This is a genomic window from Sphingomonas sp. GW821-FHT10F11 (assembly GCF_058809095.1).
In genome coordinates, this window is sequence record NZ_JBXASH010000002.1 from 304,378 (window position 1) to 320,737 (window position 16,360).

At 65.9% G+C, this 16,360-nt stretch carries 15 protein-coding genes; 11 read left to right on the top strand and 4 right to left on the bottom strand.

Annotated elements, in window-relative coordinates:
- Nucleotides 1-27 precede the first annotated feature (27 nt).
- Entirely contained in the window at nt 28-2,433 is a 2,406-nt protein-coding gene (locus AC1RT8_RS07725; RefSeq protein ID WP_493075026.1) for a TonB-dependent receptor, read from the top strand.
- A gap of 11 nt (nt 2,434-2,444) precedes the next feature.
- Here AC1RT8_RS07725 and AC1RT8_RS07730 read toward each other — a convergent pair whose 3' ends face one another.
- Complete coding sequence (locus tag AC1RT8_RS07730; RefSeq protein ID WP_493075027.1) at nt 2,445-3,143, bottom strand: SDR family NAD(P)-dependent oxidoreductase; 699 nt, start codon at nt 3,141-3,143, stop codon at nt 2,445-2,447.
- Nucleotides 3,144-3,476: 333 nt separating this feature from the next.
- Between AC1RT8_RS07730 and AC1RT8_RS07735 the strand changes: the two genes are divergently transcribed.
- The gene (locus AC1RT8_RS07735) at nt 3,477-4,073 is read left to right on the top strand and encodes a septal ring lytic transglycosylase RlpA family protein (protein ID WP_493075028.1); all 597 of its coding nucleotides are present in this window, start codon (nt 3,477-3,479) and stop codon (nt 4,071-4,073) included.
- Between the two features lie 11 nt (nt 4,074-4,084).
- Nucleotides 4,085-4,735: a hypothetical protein gene (locus tag AC1RT8_RS07740; RefSeq protein ID WP_493075029.1), complete on the top strand. Its 651-nt coding sequence runs from the start codon at nt 4,085-4,087 to the stop codon at nt 4,733-4,735.
- Here the strand turns inward: AC1RT8_RS07740 and AC1RT8_RS07745 are convergent.
- Both AC1RT8_RS07745 and AC1RT8_RS07750 read right to left on the bottom strand, forming a co-directional pair.
- Nucleotides 4,732-6,102, bottom strand: coding sequence for a methyl-accepting chemotaxis protein (locus AC1RT8_RS07745; RefSeq protein ID WP_493075030.1), 1,371 nt, complete (start codon nt 6,100-6,102; stop codon nt 4,732-4,734). The genes AC1RT8_RS07740 and AC1RT8_RS07745 overlap by 4 nt on opposite strands.
- Before the next feature lie 34 nt (nt 6,103-6,136).
- A complete protein-coding gene (locus AC1RT8_RS07750) occupies nt 6,137-7,489 on the bottom strand; it encodes a methyl-accepting chemotaxis protein (protein WP_493075031.1) in 1,353 nt (450 codons plus the stop codon).
- A gap of 165 nt (nt 7,490-7,654) precedes the next feature.
- Between AC1RT8_RS07750 and AC1RT8_RS07755 the strand changes: the two genes are divergently transcribed.
- From AC1RT8_RS07755 to creD, 8 genes are all read left to right on the top strand, one after another.
- Complete coding sequence (locus AC1RT8_RS07755) at nt 7,655-7,969, top strand: ArsR/SmtB family transcription factor (RefSeq protein WP_493075033.1); 315 nt, start codon at nt 7,655-7,657, stop codon at nt 7,967-7,969.
- The gene (locus tag AC1RT8_RS07760; protein WP_493075034.1) at nt 7,966-8,322 is read left to right on the top strand and encodes an SRPBCC family protein; all 357 of its coding nucleotides are present in this window, start codon (nt 7,966-7,968) and stop codon (nt 8,320-8,322) included. The genes AC1RT8_RS07755 and AC1RT8_RS07760 overlap by 4 nt, the downstream gene beginning before the upstream one ends.
- A gap of 59 nt (nt 8,323-8,381) precedes the next feature.
- Nucleotides 8,382-9,026: an ATP-dependent Clp protease proteolytic subunit gene (locus tag AC1RT8_RS07765; protein ID WP_493075567.1), complete on the top strand. Its 645-nt coding sequence runs from the start codon at nt 8,382-8,384 to the stop codon at nt 9,024-9,026.
- 806 nt (nt 9,027-9,832) lie between these two features.
- A complete protein-coding gene (gene sdhC / locus AC1RT8_RS07770) occupies nt 9,833-10,249 on the top strand; it encodes a succinate dehydrogenase, cytochrome b556 subunit (protein ID WP_493075035.1) in 417 nt (138 codons plus the stop codon).
- A 1-nt stretch (nt 10,250) separates the two neighbouring features.
- Nucleotides 10,251-10,640 carry a succinate dehydrogenase, hydrophobic membrane anchor protein gene (gene sdhD / locus AC1RT8_RS07775; RefSeq protein ID WP_493075036.1) on the top strand — a complete coding sequence of 130 codons (390 nt, stop codon included), beginning with the start codon at nt 10,251-10,253 and terminating at the stop codon, nt 10,638-10,640.
- The gene (sdhA, locus tag AC1RT8_RS07780) at nt 10,640-12,442 is read left to right on the top strand and encodes a succinate dehydrogenase flavoprotein subunit (protein WP_493075037.1); all 1,803 of its coding nucleotides are present in this window, start codon (nt 10,640-10,642) and stop codon (nt 12,440-12,442) included. Before sdhD ends, sdhA begins: the two co-directional genes overlap by 1 nt.
- A 117-nt stretch (nt 12,443-12,559) precedes the next feature.
- Entirely contained in the window at nt 12,560-13,453 is an 894-nt protein-coding gene (locus tag AC1RT8_RS07785) for a glycoside hydrolase (protein ID WP_493075038.1), read from the top strand.
- 227 nt (nt 13,454-13,680) lie between these two features.
- Entirely contained in the window at nt 13,681-15,075 is a 1,395-nt protein-coding gene (gene creD, locus AC1RT8_RS07790) for a cell envelope integrity protein CreD (RefSeq protein WP_493075039.1), read from the top strand.
- Between the two features lie 132 nt (nt 15,076-15,207).
- Here creD and AC1RT8_RS07795 read toward each other — a convergent pair whose 3' ends face one another.
- On the bottom strand, nt 15,208-16,356 hold the full coding sequence (locus tag AC1RT8_RS07795; protein WP_493075040.1) for an alpha-hydroxy acid oxidase: 1,149 nt from the start codon (nt 16,354-16,356) through the stop codon (nt 15,208-15,210).
- Nucleotides 16,357-16,360 lie beyond the last annotated feature (4 nt).

Consider the following 16,360-nt stretch of genomic DNA (forward strand, 5'->3'; position numbering starts at 1 on the left):
ATGGCAGGTCGGGCAAAGGGGATTTCGATGGACTATTTTCGGTCGGGCACTGCGCTGGCGTTTCTTCTCATGGGCCATGCGGCGCCCGCCGGGGCGCAGACCGTCGCGACCCCGGCATCCGCGGCAGTGCGCGTTGACGAGGACAGCGATCCCGCGCTCGGCGAGGTCACCGTCACGGCGCGCCGCCGCGCGGAGGATGCGCAGCATATTCCCGGGTCGCTGTCGGTGGTCGATGGCGAATTGCTCGACCGGTCCTATACCGTGAACACGCAGCAGCTGTCGCAACTGGTGCCGGCGCTCAACTACAGCTCGGCCAACCCGCGCAACACCGCCTTCACCATTCGCGGGCTCGGCAGCAGCGTGGTCGCGGTGAGCCAGGCCAATGACGGGCTCGAGCCGGGCGTCGGCTTCTATGTCGATCAGGTCTATCATGCCCGCCCCGCGACCGCCGCGTTCGATTTCAGCGATATCGCCCAGGTCGAGATATTGCGCGGGCCGCAGGGCACCTTGTTCGGCAAGAACAGCACCGCCGGCGCGATCAACATCACCACGCGCCTGCCGACCTTCACGCCCGAGGCGACCGAGGAGCTTTCGGTCGGCAGCTTCAATTTCGTCCAGGCCAAGGTGGCGGCGTCCGGCCCGCTGATCAGCGATGTGCTGGCGGCGCGGATCTCGGCGGTGGTCACCCGCCGCGACGGCGTGATCGACAATGTGCGCACCGGGCAGGACCATAACGGCATCGGCAACCAGGCGGTGCGCGGACAGCTGCTCTACAAGCCGTCCGAGCTGTTCCAGCTCCGCCTGATCGCCGACTTCACCAATTTCGAGAGCAATTGCTGCACCCAGGTCTATTACCGCGTGGCGGAACGGCCCGCCTCGCTGCGCACCCTGTCGCGGCAATATCCAGCGCTCGCCGCCGGGCTCGGCTATGCGCCGCCCAGCCTCAATCCCTATGACCGCGTGACCGACATCGACGCACCGCTCGGCGTCGACACCAATGAAGGCGGGGTCTCGGCGATCGCCGACTGGAATATCGGCCCGGTCACGCTCACCTCGGTCAGCGCCTGGCGCTTCTGGAACTGGGATGCGGCCAATGACCGCGACTATACCGGCATCCCGATCCAGATGGTGCAGCACATCCCGTCGCGGCAGGACCAGTACAGCCAGGAACTGCGCGTCGCCTCGAACGGCAATGGCCCGCTCAGCTATGTCGGCGGCCTGTATTTCTTCCGCCAGCGCGTGATCGGCCGGCCGATCTCGATCTATGGGCCGCAGGCCGCCTATTGGCTGATCGGGCCGACCGCCGGCGCCAACGCCACGCCGGTGCCGGCCAATCTGCTCGACGGTTACGGCACCGATGGCCGCACCGATTTCCAGTCGAACAGCTATGCCGCATTCGGCGAGGTCAACTGGCGCCCGGTCGATCGCCTGACGCTGACCGCGGGCCTCCGCTACACTTATGAGGACAAGAAGGGCAGCTACAACACCTTCGTGTTCGGCGGCCTCGCCACCTCCAACACCGCGCTGGTCAACGCCAAGCTGTCGATCCTGCGCGGGCAGAGTTATGCCGCGACGATCGGCGACGGCGCCCTGACCGGCCGCGCGAACATCGCCTGGCAGGTCACCGACACCGTCCTCGGCTATGCCAGCTTCGCGCGCGGGGCGAAGTCGGGGGGTATCAACATGTCGGGCCTGCCGCTCAACGACCAGAATCTACCCGCGCTGGGCACCGCGGTGGTGAAGCCGGAGCAGAATACCGCCTATGAGATCGGCCTGAAGACGACACTGTTCGACAACCGGCTGATCTTCAACATCGACGGCTATTACACCCGGGTCACCGATTTCCAGACGAACGTCAGCGACACCCGCGCCGCCGTCGCGCTGCGCACCTATCTCGCCAATATCCCGCTGGTGACGGTCAAGGGGTTCGAGGCCGACGCCACCGCTCTGGTCGCCCGCGATCTCTCGCTGCGCGCCTCAGTCGCCTATGCCGATGGCAAATATGTGCGATATCCGAACGGCCCGTGCCCGATCGAACTGATCGGCAACGCCGCCGCGCCCTGCAATCTCAGCGGCGTCGGCCTGCCCGGACTGCCGAAATGGTCGGCCACGGTCGGGGCGGATTATGCCCATGCCGTTCCCGGGTTCGGCAGCGGCGGCAAGGCGTTCGTCCATCTCGACGCCAATGCCAAGACGAAGCAGTTCGGCGACCCGACCGGCTCGCGCTACACCGTGATCCCCGGCTATACCGTGGTGAACGGCAGCATCGGCATCCGCAGCGGCCATGGCTGGGAACTGGCGGTGTTCGCGCGCAACCTGTTCGACCGGGATTATATCCAGAACGTCACGATCCAGGCGGGCAATTCAGGCCTGATCCTCGCGACGCCGAGCGATCCGAGGACCATCGGCCTGACCTTCCGCGCGCGGCAATAGCGCGGCCCGGCTCAGCGGACATAGCTGGCGCCGTTCACGTCGATCACCCCGCCGGTCATCGATGCCGGCGCTTCCAGGGCGAGGAAGCGCGCCGCCTCGGCCACTTCTTCCGGCATCGCGACCCGGCCGAGCGGGATGTCGGCGAGCAGTTTTTCGCCGCCGCGGCTCGACAGATACTCCTCGGCCATGCCGGTCATGGTGAAGCCCGGGCAGATCGCGAAGGCGAGGATGCCCTTGGCGGCATAGCCGCGCGCGATCGACTTGGTCATCGCGACCATGCCCGCCTTGGACGCGGCATAATGCCAGTGCGCCGGACTGTCGCCGCGATAGGCGGCGCGGCTGGCGATGTTGACGATGCGGCCCCCCGTTGCACGCTCCTGCCAGTGCCGCACCGCCAGCCGGCACAATTCGGCGGAGGCGGTCAGGTTGATGCGCATGGTGCGTTCCCAGTCCGCGACCCAATCGTCGTGCGGCCGGTCGAGCGGGTTGGCCTCGAACACCCCGGCATTGTTGATCAGCACGTCGATCCGCCCGTCGAGCTGCTCCAGCGCCGCGTTCCACAGCGCCTGCGGCCCCGCCGGATCGGCGAAGTCGGCGGGGATGCCGCTCGCCGTGCCATGGCCGACCAGGGAGACGTCGGGAAGGGTGAGGGCGCTCGCGATCGCCGCGCCGATGCCGCGGCTGCTGCCGGTGAGGAGGATGTTGGTCATGGCGACGGGCATAGCCGCGCCCACCCGCCCGCGTCACCCCCGCTGCCGGGGGATAATGGGTTCCGCCTCGCCACAGACCACTGCCGACTCAATTCGCCATCGCCGGCACGCGCCACGACGGGCGGATCGACCGGGTCAGGCTGTCGCTTCGCGCCCAATGGGTCAACGCGTTCGGCGTTCGCGGCTATTATGTGATGCCCTATCGCGGTGTCGCCCCGGACCTGGCGGCGGCTGTCAAGCGCCGGCTTCCGAGCGACGGGATAACAGCCGTTCCGGGTGGAATGCTGGCGCAGGGGCTTCAAGCCAGCGCCGGCGCCGTATAAGGTCCTGCCTATGCGGGGTTTTCGGGCGACGCTAACGGGTATCGGAGCGGCCGCCCCGCTGATGCTGTCGGCCTGCGCCGGCGGCGATTTCCGCCCCGTCAGCGACCTGCCGGTCAAGATCGGCCAACCCTATCAGGTGCGCGGCACCCTTTACGTTCCCGCCGCCGATCCGGGGTACGACATGCTCGGCTATGCGAGCTGGTACGGCAATGAATCCGGCAACCGCACGTCGAATGGCGAGCGCTTCCGGCCCGACTGGATCACCGCCGCGCACACGACCCTGCCGCTGCCCACCTATGTCGAAGTGACCGCGCTCGATACCGGGCGGCGCATCCTCGTCCGGGTCAACGACCGCGGGCCGTTCGCGCGGAGCATGCGGATCATCGACCTGTCGCAAGGCGCGGCCGACCTGCTCGGCATGAAGGCGCAGGGCCAGGCGCCGGTGCGCGTCCGCCGGGTCGAACCACCCGAGCGGGATCGCGAGCGCCTGCGCCGGGGCAAGCCGGCGCAGGAACTGGAGCCGGTGCCGGAGGGAATATTGCGCAATCTCCGGGGGCAATTGGCAGCTGCACCTTCATCGGGAGGGAGCGTCGGTTTCAATCGTTGAAAGGGGGCTGCATGAGCGAACAACGGAAGGGCGGGCTTCTTGTCGGCCTCGGGCTGCGGGCGCTCAAAGGCGGTGCCGTGGTCGTCGCTCTCGCGATCGACCAGGGCGAACCTCGCATCCTGCTCTCCACTTTCCTGGCGACCCATAGCGAGGGCGACCGTCTATCGCTCGAACCCTATGCCGTCGCGGCGGGGATGGCGCGTGGTCCTGACGGCAAGGCTTCGGCCGAAGCCGCGGCTGCCGTGGCGCAAGGGCGGGGGTGCCAGGATCAGCTCGCGGCGAAGGGCCTGCGGGATATCGTCCGTCAACTCGGGGACATAGGCCGCGACAAGGTCGTCGCTGGGCTCATCGCCAATCGCGCCGGCTGGGTCACCAGCCTGCTCGACTATAGCCTTGCCTGGGCAGATCATGTGCCCGTCGCCGAAGGACTTGCCGTCCGCGAGGCGCTCCGGTTCGGATTGGAGCAGTGCCGAATCGGCTGGGTCGAGCCGGACGAGAAATCGCTTCCCGATCTCGCGCAAGACGCGCTCGGTCTGTCATCGACAGAGATCGCCTCGCGCCTCAAGGGCCTCGGCGCAACGGCAGGCAAGCCCTGGCGAAAGGAACAAAAGGCCGCCTGCCTGTCCGCCTGGATCGTAGCTACATGCCAGGCTGATGCCTAAGCCGCCACACTCGCCGAGAAGGTATCCGCCGCGCCCTTGAGCCCGCTCAGCCGATCGTCGACCTCGCCGAACTCGCGGCCCAGCGCATCGATCTCGGTCGCCACGCTTTCGGTGTCCTCGCGAATCGTGGCGATGGTGTTGGACATGGAATCGGCGGCAAGCGCCGTCTCGTCGACCGCGGCGGTGATTGCGGTGACCGTCTGGGCCTGAGCTTCCATGGCGAAACGGATGCGGTTCGCGCTTTCCTGCACATCGGCAACGGTCGATTTGATCGACGCGTTGGTGTCGACGGTCGATCGCGTGGCGGACTGGATCGCGGCGATCTTGCTGGCGATGTCGTCGGTCGCGCGTGCGGTCTGGCTGGCGAGCGATTTCACTTCCTGCGCCACCACTGCAAAGCCGCGGCCGGCGTCGCCGGCGCGCGCCGCTTCGATCGTGGCATTGAGCGCGAGAAGGTTGGTCTGGCCGGCAATATCGCGGATCAGGCTGAGGATCGATTCGATCGACTGGGCATGGCCGCTCAGCGTCTCGGACATGCTCACGGCTTCGCCCGCCTGGCTCGAGGCGCGCGTGGCGATCTCGGCCGCAGCCTCCACTTCGCCCCGCGCATCCTCGATCGCGCGGATCAGCCCGGCGGCGGTGCGTGCCGCCTCGCGCATGGCGAGGGCGGATTGCTCGGCGGCGGCGGCGACTTCGGAGGTCTTGCCCAGCATCCCCCGCGCCGAGGCCGAGGCGCGATGCGCCTGCACCCGGATGCGGTTGCCGAGCGAGGCGGTGCCCTCGATCGACTGGGCGATGCTCTCGCTGAAATGGGCGGACCGCGCGCGGCGCTCCTCGCGCGTGCGCTCGACGTCGCGCGCGCCGAGATGCGACGCCATCACATCGGCCTCGACCAGGCCGAGGCGCTGGATCACGTCGGAGATTTCGCGGAAGCGCTTGGTGTCCGTGCCGATCTTCTGCTCGATCACCTCGAGCGAGCGGCTGTGCGCGAAGCTCAGCGACGACAGCAGGGCCTGAAGCGGGATGTTGAGCTTGTGCGATCCTTCCGCATGCCTGAACGCCATCAGCATCCACGCATCGTCGAACGGCCGCCGATATTTGGCGCGGGTATATTCGGCGCTGCGGGTGATGCGCCTGGCGAGCTGCTCCGGCCCCAGATGCGGGCGCAGGTGCGCCACCACCGGCAGCGACAGATAATGTTCCCAAAAGGCGGCGGCGATGGCCTCCTCGCTGCCATCGATCAGGCGCGCGATCTCGGCTGCGGCCGGGGCGATCGCCCCGTCCCAGTCGTAATTCGCGACATGCTCGGCAATGGAGCGCGAATCGCCGCTCCAGCCCCCTATGGTGCCCGCGCCTTCTTGCGCCATTCAGTCATCCTCCCGACACTCACGAGTCCTGGACTCACGCAGCAACCTTGGCGACGAATTCGCCCGCGCTGTTCTTGAGCGTACCAAGCCTACCATCCAGTGAATCGAATCCCTGGCCGACGCGTTCGATGTCCGAGGCGACGGTTTCGGTGTCCTCGCGGATGGCGGCGATCGTGTTGGACATCGAATCGGCGGCGAGCGCCGTCTCGTCGACCGCGGCGGTGATCGCCGTCACGGTCTGCGCCTGCGCCTCCATGGCGAAGCGGATTCGGTTGGCCGATTCCTGCACCTCGGACACGGTCGCCTTGATCGAGGCATTGGTGTCGACGGTGGAGCGCGTGGCGGACTGGATCGCGGCGATCTTCGCGGCGATGTCGTCGGTGGCGCGGGCGGTCTGGTTGGCCAGGCTCTTCACTTCCTGCGCGACGACCGCGAAGCCGCGGCCGGCATCGCCGGCACGGGCGGCCTCGATCGTGGCGTTGAGCGCCAGCAGATTGGTCTGGCCCGCGATGTCGCGGATCAGGCCGAGGATCGATTCGATCGATTGCGCATGGTCGGACAGGGTCTCGGACATGCCGACGGCAAGCCCGGCCTGGCTCGAGGCGCGGGTGGCGATCTCGGCGGCTGCCTCGACTTCGGTGCGCGCATCCTCGATCGCACGGATCAGGCCGGCGGCGGTCTGCGCCGCCTCGCGCATCGCGACGGCGGATTGTTCGGCGGCCGCGGCGACTTCGGACGTCTTGCCCAGCATGCCCCGTGCCGAGGTGGAGGTGCGGAGCGACTGGCCGCGCAGCACGCTCGATTCCTGAGTCGCGCTTTCGACCATCTGCGCGATGCCGTCGCGGAATTCGGCGGCGAGCTTGTCGCGCCCGCCCTGGGCGAGATATTCGCGGTAGGAATTATAAATGGCGACGGTGATCTCGCCCTCGAGCGCGGACAGGCGCATCAAGGTGTCGACCAGCACCGGCAGGCGGGCATCGTCGCGGTTGCGCGTGATCACGCCCAGCGCGACCCGGTCGCTCGCGTTGATCATCGACAGCAGGGCGAGCGGCGACACGTCGCCGACAAAGGCGGCGGCGACCGACCGTTCGACCGATTCGATCCAGGCCCGGCCGGTCGTGTCGAGGAAGCGGTTCTTCAAGAACACGCAACCGACCTCGATCATCTTCTCGGTCTCGTGCGGCGCCCAGACGCGCTCGTCGGCGAAGCAGCGCAGCCATTGCTGCCAATAGCCTTCGGAGATCGACCGGACTTCCGGCTCGATCACGGCCCACGCCTCGCGACTCGCGCGCGCCAGCGACCCGTCGACGTCGAAGACGCGAAGCCTGGCCGCGATATCCACCTTGGCGGCAATCGTGCCGGGGGCGGGCAAGTCACTGGGGGTCAAGGGCTAAACTCCGTATCTGTCGACCATCCGCTTCGAGGCGGTTCTGCAGATGAGCTATCGGGATAAGGTTAAAGGCGAGTTAGGAAGTAGTGCCGATTTGCGCGTAAAACCGTTCCGGTCCGCGCGGCGCTTGCGAATCAGATAAGTGTGTGCTTATGTGTCGGCATGATCCAGAGCGATATCTTCAAGGCGCTGGCCGACCCCACCCGCTACGCGATCTTCGAGAAGCTGGCGAGCGGAAGCATGAACGCCAGCGCCTTGCGCGAGGGGATGACGATCAGCCAGCCGGCGATGTCCCAACACCTTTCGGTTCTGCGCAATGCGAGGTTGGTGCGGGAAGAGCGGCAGGGCCGTTTCGTGAACTACGAGGTCGATCCCGATGGCCTGGCGCTCATCGCCGGATGGCTGACGAAGTATCGCGCCTATTGGCCGGCCCGCGTCGACGCCCTGAAGACCTTGCTGAAGGACATGGACCAATGAACGACATGAAGGGCGGAAGCGCGGCGGACCTCGTGCTCGACTATGACCTCGACGCGTCACCCGAAAAGGTCTGGCGGGCGATCAGCATCCCCGCCTTTCGCGAGACGTGGCTGCCGAAAGGAGACCTGGCTGACATGGCACCGGTCTCCTCGGCGCCAGGCGAGGAAATTCGCTACAGGATGCGGGACGGCGAACCGCCCTTCCTCGAAAGCGTGGTGACGTTCCAGCTCACGCCCAACGCGGAGGGGGGTACCAGGCTGAGAATTATCCACGGATTGGCGGACGCACGGCTGGGCAGCCGGCCGCCAAGGGCGGCGAACAACAACTGGTCCTGCCTCCTGCGCGCAGCCTGACACCGCCGCCCCGGCCCCGGAAATTTCGGAAGGAAAGGAATTCGCCCGTGCGCGAAGCGATGCAACTCGTCCCTATGGTCATCGAGCAATCAAGTCGGGGAGAACGGTCCTTCGACATCTATTCCCGCCTTCTTCGCGAGAGGATCATCTTCCTCAACGGGGAGGTCAACGATACCGTATCAGCGCTGGTCTGCGCGCAATTGCTTTTCCTGGAAGCCGAGAATCCGAAGAAACCGATCCAGCTCTACATCAATTCTCCCGGCGGCGTCATCACCAGCGGTCTCGCGATGTACGATACCATGCGATACATCAGGGCGCCGGTGCACACCCTATGCATGGGGACGGCCCGTTCCATGGGGTCGTTTCTGCTGATGGCGGGCCAGCCTGGCGAGCGTGCCGCGCTGCCCAATGCGAGCCTGCACGTTCATCAGCCCCTGGGCGGATACCAGGGGCAGGCATCCGATATCCTCATTCATGCCGCGGAAGTGGGAAAGACCAAGCACCGCATGACGAGGCTCTATGCCGAGCATTGCGGGCGCACCTATGAGGAGGTCGAACGCGCGCTGGATCGCGACACCTTCATGACGGCGGAGGAGGCGCTCGAATGGGGGCTTATCGACCATATCCTCACGGAACGGGGGGCATCGCCGGACACGGTGCCGGAGATTACGGCCGAGTCGCCGCCGGCGATAACGGACTCGTAGAGCCAGGCTGGGGCGAACGGGGGCGGCCCCACCGAATTCTGGAAATTCCGCTCACGTCACTGAAAGGCGAGTTAGGAAGTCGGCGGAATAGTGCCGCCATCGCTCTACTTCGTCATGCCGGACATGTTCCGGCATCCATCGTCTACAGGCGTTGTCGGGGATGTGGAGAGCTAGCCTGACAACAAGTGCTTCCCCGGCGACGGCCGGGGTCCAGTTGGGAAGGCCCTTGTGACGACGCGCAGCGCTACCTCTTTTGCGTTGCCCAAAACTGGACCCTGACCGTCGCCGGGGAAGTAGGGGAGCTTAGAGCAGTCGCTTTTTTGGAGCCTGAAGCGCGACTCTTGGCGCCCACAATCCGCGGGTGATTCACTTTGCCGTCACGATCTGCTGAAGTCGCCCAGCACATGCCGGTCACATCAGTGCGGCAAATAGAGGCAAGTAAAGCGCCATGAACTCCCGATACCCCTCGCGTAATTCGCCAAGTCGAGCGGCAATCATGCCATCGTCGAGTAACGCGTCTCCAACCGCATCTCGAAAGTGCAACCCAAGAACCCGTGTGCACCCTTCAAATAACGAGCGCACAGGCGCCAAGAACCGCTCGATTTTGGCCCACTCGCAAGTGGGTCGCAAAATTCAGCGAATAGTTGCCAGTCGATCGCACCGCCGCGCATTCTCCAACGCCGTTTCTACCGCCCTACTTGGCGCCAACGCCCCCATCCGCACCGCCGCTAACGTCCAATCCGCCTTGCATCGCAGCACGCGCGGACTAATACGGCGCCACTGACCGCCCGAGAGGATTTCCCGCCTTGGCTAGCCCACGCAACCCCGCCCGACCGATCTCGCCGCATCTGACGGCGTGGAAATGGGGCGTCCATATGACCGTCTCGATCCTGCACCGCGTGACCGGCGACGGACTGGCGACGGTCGGCACGATCCTGCTCGTGTGGTGGCTCGCGGCGCTGGCTGGCGGCAAGGAAGCCTATGCGTCCTTCACCGACATCTTCACCCTGGCGGACGGCAAGCTCAACATCATCGGCTATGTCTTCGGCATCGGCCTGACCCTGTCGCTGTTCCAGCACATGGCCAGCGGCATCCGCCATTTCGTGATGGATGCAGGCGCCGGCTTCGAGCTGAAGACCAACCGGGCCGGCTCCTGGCTGACCTTCTTCGCCTCGATCACTTTCACTGCCCTGTTCTGGGCCTATCTGCTCGTGGGGAAATAAGATGGGCAACGGTACCGAACTCGGCCGGGTCCGCGGCCTCGGCTCAGCCAAGGAGGGCTCGCATCACTGGTGGAACCAGCGGATCACCGCCGGCGCCAACCTGTTCCTGATGCTGTGGCTGCTGCTCTCGATCGCACGCCTGCCCAATTATCAATATGAGACGCTGCACGATTGGGTCGCCTCGGCCTGGGCCGCGATCCCGCTGATCCTGCTGATCGCCTCGGTCTTCTACCATTTCCGTCTGGGGCTTCAGGTCGCGATCGAGGATTACCTCCATAACGAGGCGCGCGTCGCCGCGATGCTCGCGCTCACTTTCTTCACCGTCGCGACTGCCGCGATCGCCATCTTCTCGATCCTCAGGATCGCCTTTGCCGCCGGAGCGCCAGTCTGATGCCGGAAGCCTATAAGATCATCGACCACACCTATGATGCCGTGGTCGTGGGTGCCGGCGGATCGGGCCTGCGCGCAACCATGGGCATCGCGGAAAGCGGCCTGAAGACGGCGTGCATCACCAAGGTTTTCCCGACGCGCAGCCACACTGTCGCAGCACAGGGCGGTATCGCTGCCAGCCTCGGCAACAACACGCCGGATCACTGGACCTGGCACATGTTCGACACCGTCAAGGGATCGGACTGGCTCGGCGATCAGGACGCGATCGAATATATGGTGCGCGAGGCGCCCGCGGCGGTTTACGAGCTCGAGCATGCCGGCGTGCCGTTCAGCCGCAACGAGAGCGGGACGATCTATCAGCGCCCGTTCGGCGGCCATATGCAGAATATGGGCGAGGGGCCTCCCGTGCAGCGCACCTGCGCCGCGGCCGACCGCACCGGCCACGCCATGCTCCACGCGCTCTACCAGCAGAGCCTGAAGTACGACGCCGACTTCTATGTCGAATATTTCGCGCTCGACCTGATCATGGAGAATGGTCAGTGCCGCGGCGTGATCGCGCTCTGCATGGCGGACGGCTCGATCCACCGTTTCCGCAGCCATGCCGTGGTGCTGGCGACGGGCGGCGGCGGCCGGGTCTATCAGTCGGCGACATCGGCCCATACCTGCACCGGCGACGGCAACGGCATGGCGCTGCGCGCCGGCATCGCGCTGCAGGACATGGAGTTCGTCCAGTTCCACCCGACCGGCATCTATGGCGCCGGCGTGCTGATCACCGAGGGTGCGCGCGGCGAGGGCGGGTACCTGACCAACTCCGAGGGTGAGCGCTTCATGGAGCGCTACGCCCCTTCCGCGAAGGACCTTGCCAGCCGCGACGTGGTCGCGCGCTCGATGGCGATGGAGATGCGCGAGGGCCGCGGCGTCGGCGAGCACAAGGATTATATCTACCTGCACCTCGATCATATCGATCCCAAGGTGCTGCACGAGCGCCTGCCGGGCATCACCGAGACGGGCAAGATCTTCGCCGGCGTCGATCTCACGCGCCAGCCGCTGCCGGTCACGCCGACGGTGCATTACAATATGGGCGGCATCCCGACCAATTATCACGGCGAGGTCGTGCATAATAAGGACGGCAATCCCGACACGATCATCCCCGGCCTGTTCGCGGTGGGCGAGGCGGCGTGCGTCTCGGTGCACGGCGCCAACCGGCTCGGCTCCAATTCGCTGATCGATCTCGTCGTGTTCGGCCGCGCGACCGGCCTGCGCCTCAAGGACCAGCTCAAGCCGAACACGCCGCACAACCCGCTGCCCGCGGGCTCGGAAGAATTCGCGCTCACCCGGCTCGACCATTTCCGCAATGCCAAGGGCGCCGCGCCGACCGCGCAGGTCCGCGCGGAAATGCAGCGCACCATGCAGAAGCATTGCGCCGTGTTCCGCGACACCGCGCTGCTGGCCGAGGGCGTCACCAAGATGGACGCGATCTATTCCAGCTTCGCCGATGTCGGCATCAGCGACCGCTCGCTGATCTGGAACACCGATCTGGTCGAGACGATGGAGCTCGACAATCTGATCGGCCAGGCGGTCGTGACGATCAAGGGTGCCGCCAACCGCAAGGAAAGCCGCGGCGCGCACATGCACGAGGACTTCCCCGACCGCGACGATGCGAACTGGATGAAGCACACCGTCGCGACCTTTAACGGCTGGGGCGGCAAGGGCGGCACCACCGAGATCGATTACCGCCCGGTGCACGATTACACGCTCACCGACGACATCGAGTACATCAAGCCGAAGAAGCGGGTTTACTGATCGGAACCCGCCATCGCCGCGGGCGACCTGGGTAAAAGCGTCTTGATTCAATAACGGACTCGACACTGATAGAGGCTTGTCCGCTGTTGCAAACGCGAGGAGCCGGCAACGAAGACGATGACGAGTAGCGCGCGGTTCCTTCTGCTGCTCGGCTGCGTCTTCCCGATGCAGATCGTCGCTGCGTGCGCGTCTCCCGCGCCGGACGTTGCGTCGCCGCCGGCGTCGCTATCGGTCGACCCCTTCTACGCCAAATATGTCGATGCGGACGGCATCCCGGTTCTGTCCTCGGCCAAGGTCCCAGACCGGGCGCTGCTGGTGGCCAGGCAGATCGTCCAGGGCATGCTCGACCACCGCCCCGATCTCGCCCAGGGGCTGGCCGCCTCCGGCTACCGCGTGGCGATCATGGCGGAGGATGAGAGCACGCTCGACCTCCCCGAGCAGCGCGACTGGAAGAAACCCGGCCGCAACGATCCCCGACTCACGCGCTGCGAGCGCAAACACTATGACGAGCGCATCGGCCGCATGACCGACCGCGCCTATTGGAACTACCGCGCGCGGGGCATGGCCGGGAAACTGACCAGCGGCGCGGTCGAGGACCTGCTCGGCCAGCGCAATTCGCGCTATTACGGCCAGACGATCTTCCTCCACGAATTCTCGCACGACATCCTCCAGGCCGTCCGCGCGATGGATCCGCGGCTCTACAAGGAGGTCGACCGCGCCTATCGCGCCGCGCTCAGGGCTGGCCGCTGGAAAGGCGAATATGCCTCGACCACGATCGACGAATATTGGGCGGTGGGCAGCCAGTTCTGGTTCAATTCCGGCCGGATCGTGATCTTCGACGGCCGCCATATCCTCTCCCATGGCGACCTGCAGGCCTATGATCCCGCGCTCTATGCAGTGCTGGGCAAGGCGTACGGCACGAGCCACCGCATCGAGGGCGATCCCTTCTACATGAGCGACGCCCGCATCCCGCCGGGGCCGCTGCCGGCCAACACCGCCGAAGTCTGCTAGCTTCAGGTAAAGCGCCGCATCGATTCAATCGGATGCCGTTCATGGCATGATGCTGTGGCGGTGCTGCCTCCGCTGCTCTTTCGCATGGCTGATGAATTTTCGGGCCGCCTGTTTTGGCTGATGGCTGGCCGTGCCTGCACCTATTCTGCACAGCCATTCCTCCCGATCCGCTTTGGCTTCCGCCGCCGCGCGCCGCTAGCTGAAGGTCTCCTAAAAGGGAGGCCAATATGTCCGCACGCCATGCGTCAGAACGCTCGCCCGGGTTCAAATTGCTGCTGCCGTTCCTGATCGGCACGCTGCTCGCGATCCCGCTCTTTGCCATCTATCTCCTTGTCTATGATCGCCAGAACCAGTCGGAGACCGCCCAGGCCTCGATCGCGCAAGGCTGGGGCGGGCCGCAGGTGATCGCCGGGCCGGTGCTCGTCATCCCCTATTCGAAACAGACCACCGAGACCGTCACCGAGAATGGCAAGCAGGTGACCAGGACCAGCACCAGCTGGCACGAGATGACCCTGTCGCCCGATGCGACCAAGCTGAAGACCGACCTGAAGCCGGATCTGCGCCATCGCTCGATCTATGACGTGGTCGTGTTCGAGGCGCGCAACCAGGGCGGGGCGCGCTTCACGCTGCCGGCCGATCTCCAGCGCTTCGGCGTCGCCCCCGATGCGCTGGCGCTCGACCGGGCGCAGATCCGCTTCGGCATCAGCGACGCGCGCGGTCTGTTCGGCTCGCCGCCTGCGGTCTCGGTCAACGGCGAGACGGTTTCGCTCCAACCCGGCAACGGCATGCGCGAGACGGGCGGATCGGGTTTCTACGCCTGGTTCGACGCGAGCGAGCTGCGCGGCCGGCCGATCGGCGTGTCCTTCGACTATGCGGTGCGCGGCAACGGGTCGCTGTCGCTGGTGCCGAACGGCGGCGATACGGCGTGGCGCGTGGTTTCGTCCTGGTCCAGCCCGAGCTATCAGGGCGGCTTCCTGCCGGTCCAGAAGGCGAAGGTCGACAAGGGGTTCGACGCCACCTGGCGCGTCGGCAATCTTGCTCTGGGTACCGCGCTCGTCTCGTTTGATCAGGCCTCCGGTGACTCCGCCACGCCGGTAGAGGGCGGTCGCGGCCGCGCCGAGGCCGGCGAGCACGAAGCACGGGTCGATCTGCTCACCCCGGTCGATCTCTACAGCCAGGTCAACCGCTCGGTGAAATACGGCTTCCTGTTTGTCGGTTTCACCTTCCTTGCCTTCCTGATGTTCGACGTGATCGGCGGGGTACGGGTGTCGGCGATCGAATATGGCCTGGTCGGATCGGGGCTGGTGCTGTTCTTCGTGATGCTGCTCGCCTTTGCCGAAGTGATCGGGTTCACGCTGGCTTATGCGGTGGCGGGTGGCGCAATCGTCTCGCTGCTCACGGCCTATTCGGCTGCGGTGCTGGGCAGCTGGCGGCGGAGCCTGTTCATCGGCGCGCTGATCTCGGCGCTCTACGGCGTGCTCTATGTGCTGCTCAGCCTTGAGGATCTGTCGCTGCTGGTCGGATCGGTGATGCTCTTCGTGGCGCTTGCCACGGTGATGTACCTGACGCGGAACATCGATTGGGGTGCGAAGCCCGATCCGCAGGAGGTGGTTCAGGAATAGGCGCCCTTCTTCCCCTCTCCCAGCGGGAGAGGGGCAAGCTGCGCAGCAGCGCGGGGTGAGGGTGAGCAGCTACGCCACCCTCACCCTTCCGCCGCTACGCGGCTCCCTCCCTCTCCCGCTGGGGGAGGGATTTTAACGCCACCGCAAATTCCCCCGCGTCAGCTCCGCGACCGACTTCACCCCCATCAGCTTCATATCCCGCTCGATCTCCGCCTGCAGCCGCCCGAGCACCCGCTCGACCCCCGGCTGGCCCGCCGCCGCCAGCGCATAGAGATACATCCGCCCGCCCGAGCAGGCCTTGGCCCCCACGCTCAGCGCCTTCAGCACATGGCTCCCGCGGCGGATGCCGCCGTCGCAGATCACGTCGATCTTGTCGCCGACCGCATCGACGATCTCGGCCAACTGGTCGAACGGCGAACGGCTGCCGTCGAGCTGGCGCCCGCCATGGTTCGACACCATGATCGCCGTCGCCCCGATATCGACCGCGCGGCGTGCGTCCTCGACCGACATGATGCCCTTCAGGCAGAATTCGCCGCCCCATTGCGCGCGGACGCCCTCGGCGGTCTTCCAGTCCATCGACGGGTCGAGCATTTTGTTGAAATAGTCCGCCACCGAGAGCGCGACATTGGTCCCCTCGGACACATGGTCCTTCAGGTTCGACAGCTCGAACTTCTCGCGGAACAGGTAATCGAGCGTCCAGCCCGGGTGAGTCGCGAAGCTGATCGCTGAGGACGGGGTCAGCTTCGGCGGCGAGGTGAAGCCGGTGCGCAGGCAGCGCTCGCGATTGCCCGATACGATCGTGTCCACCGTCAGCGCGATGCAGTCGAACTTCGCTTCCTTGCACCGTTCGACCAGCGCATGGTTCAGCCCCTTGTCCTTGTGGATGTAGAGCTGGAACATCTTGGGCGTGCTGATCGTCCGGCCGATCTCCTCGATGCTGACGGTGCCGAGGCTCGAAATGCCGAAATAGGTCCCGAACTTTTCCGCCGCGCGGGCGACGCCGCGTTCGCCATGCCAGTGGAACAGCCGCTGCAACGCGGTGGGCGACAGGAACAGCGGCATGGCGATCTTGCGGCCCATCACAATGGTGCTCATGTCGATCGTCTCGACGCCGGCGAGCACGCTCGGCACCAGGTCGCACGACTCGAATGCCTCGGTGTTGCGCCGCTTGGTCGCCTCGTCGTCGGCGGCGCCGTCGATATAGTGGTATACGGGACCAGGCAGGCGCTTGCGGGCGAGGGTGCGGAAATCCTCGACATTGTGGCAATCGCTCAGTCTCATATCT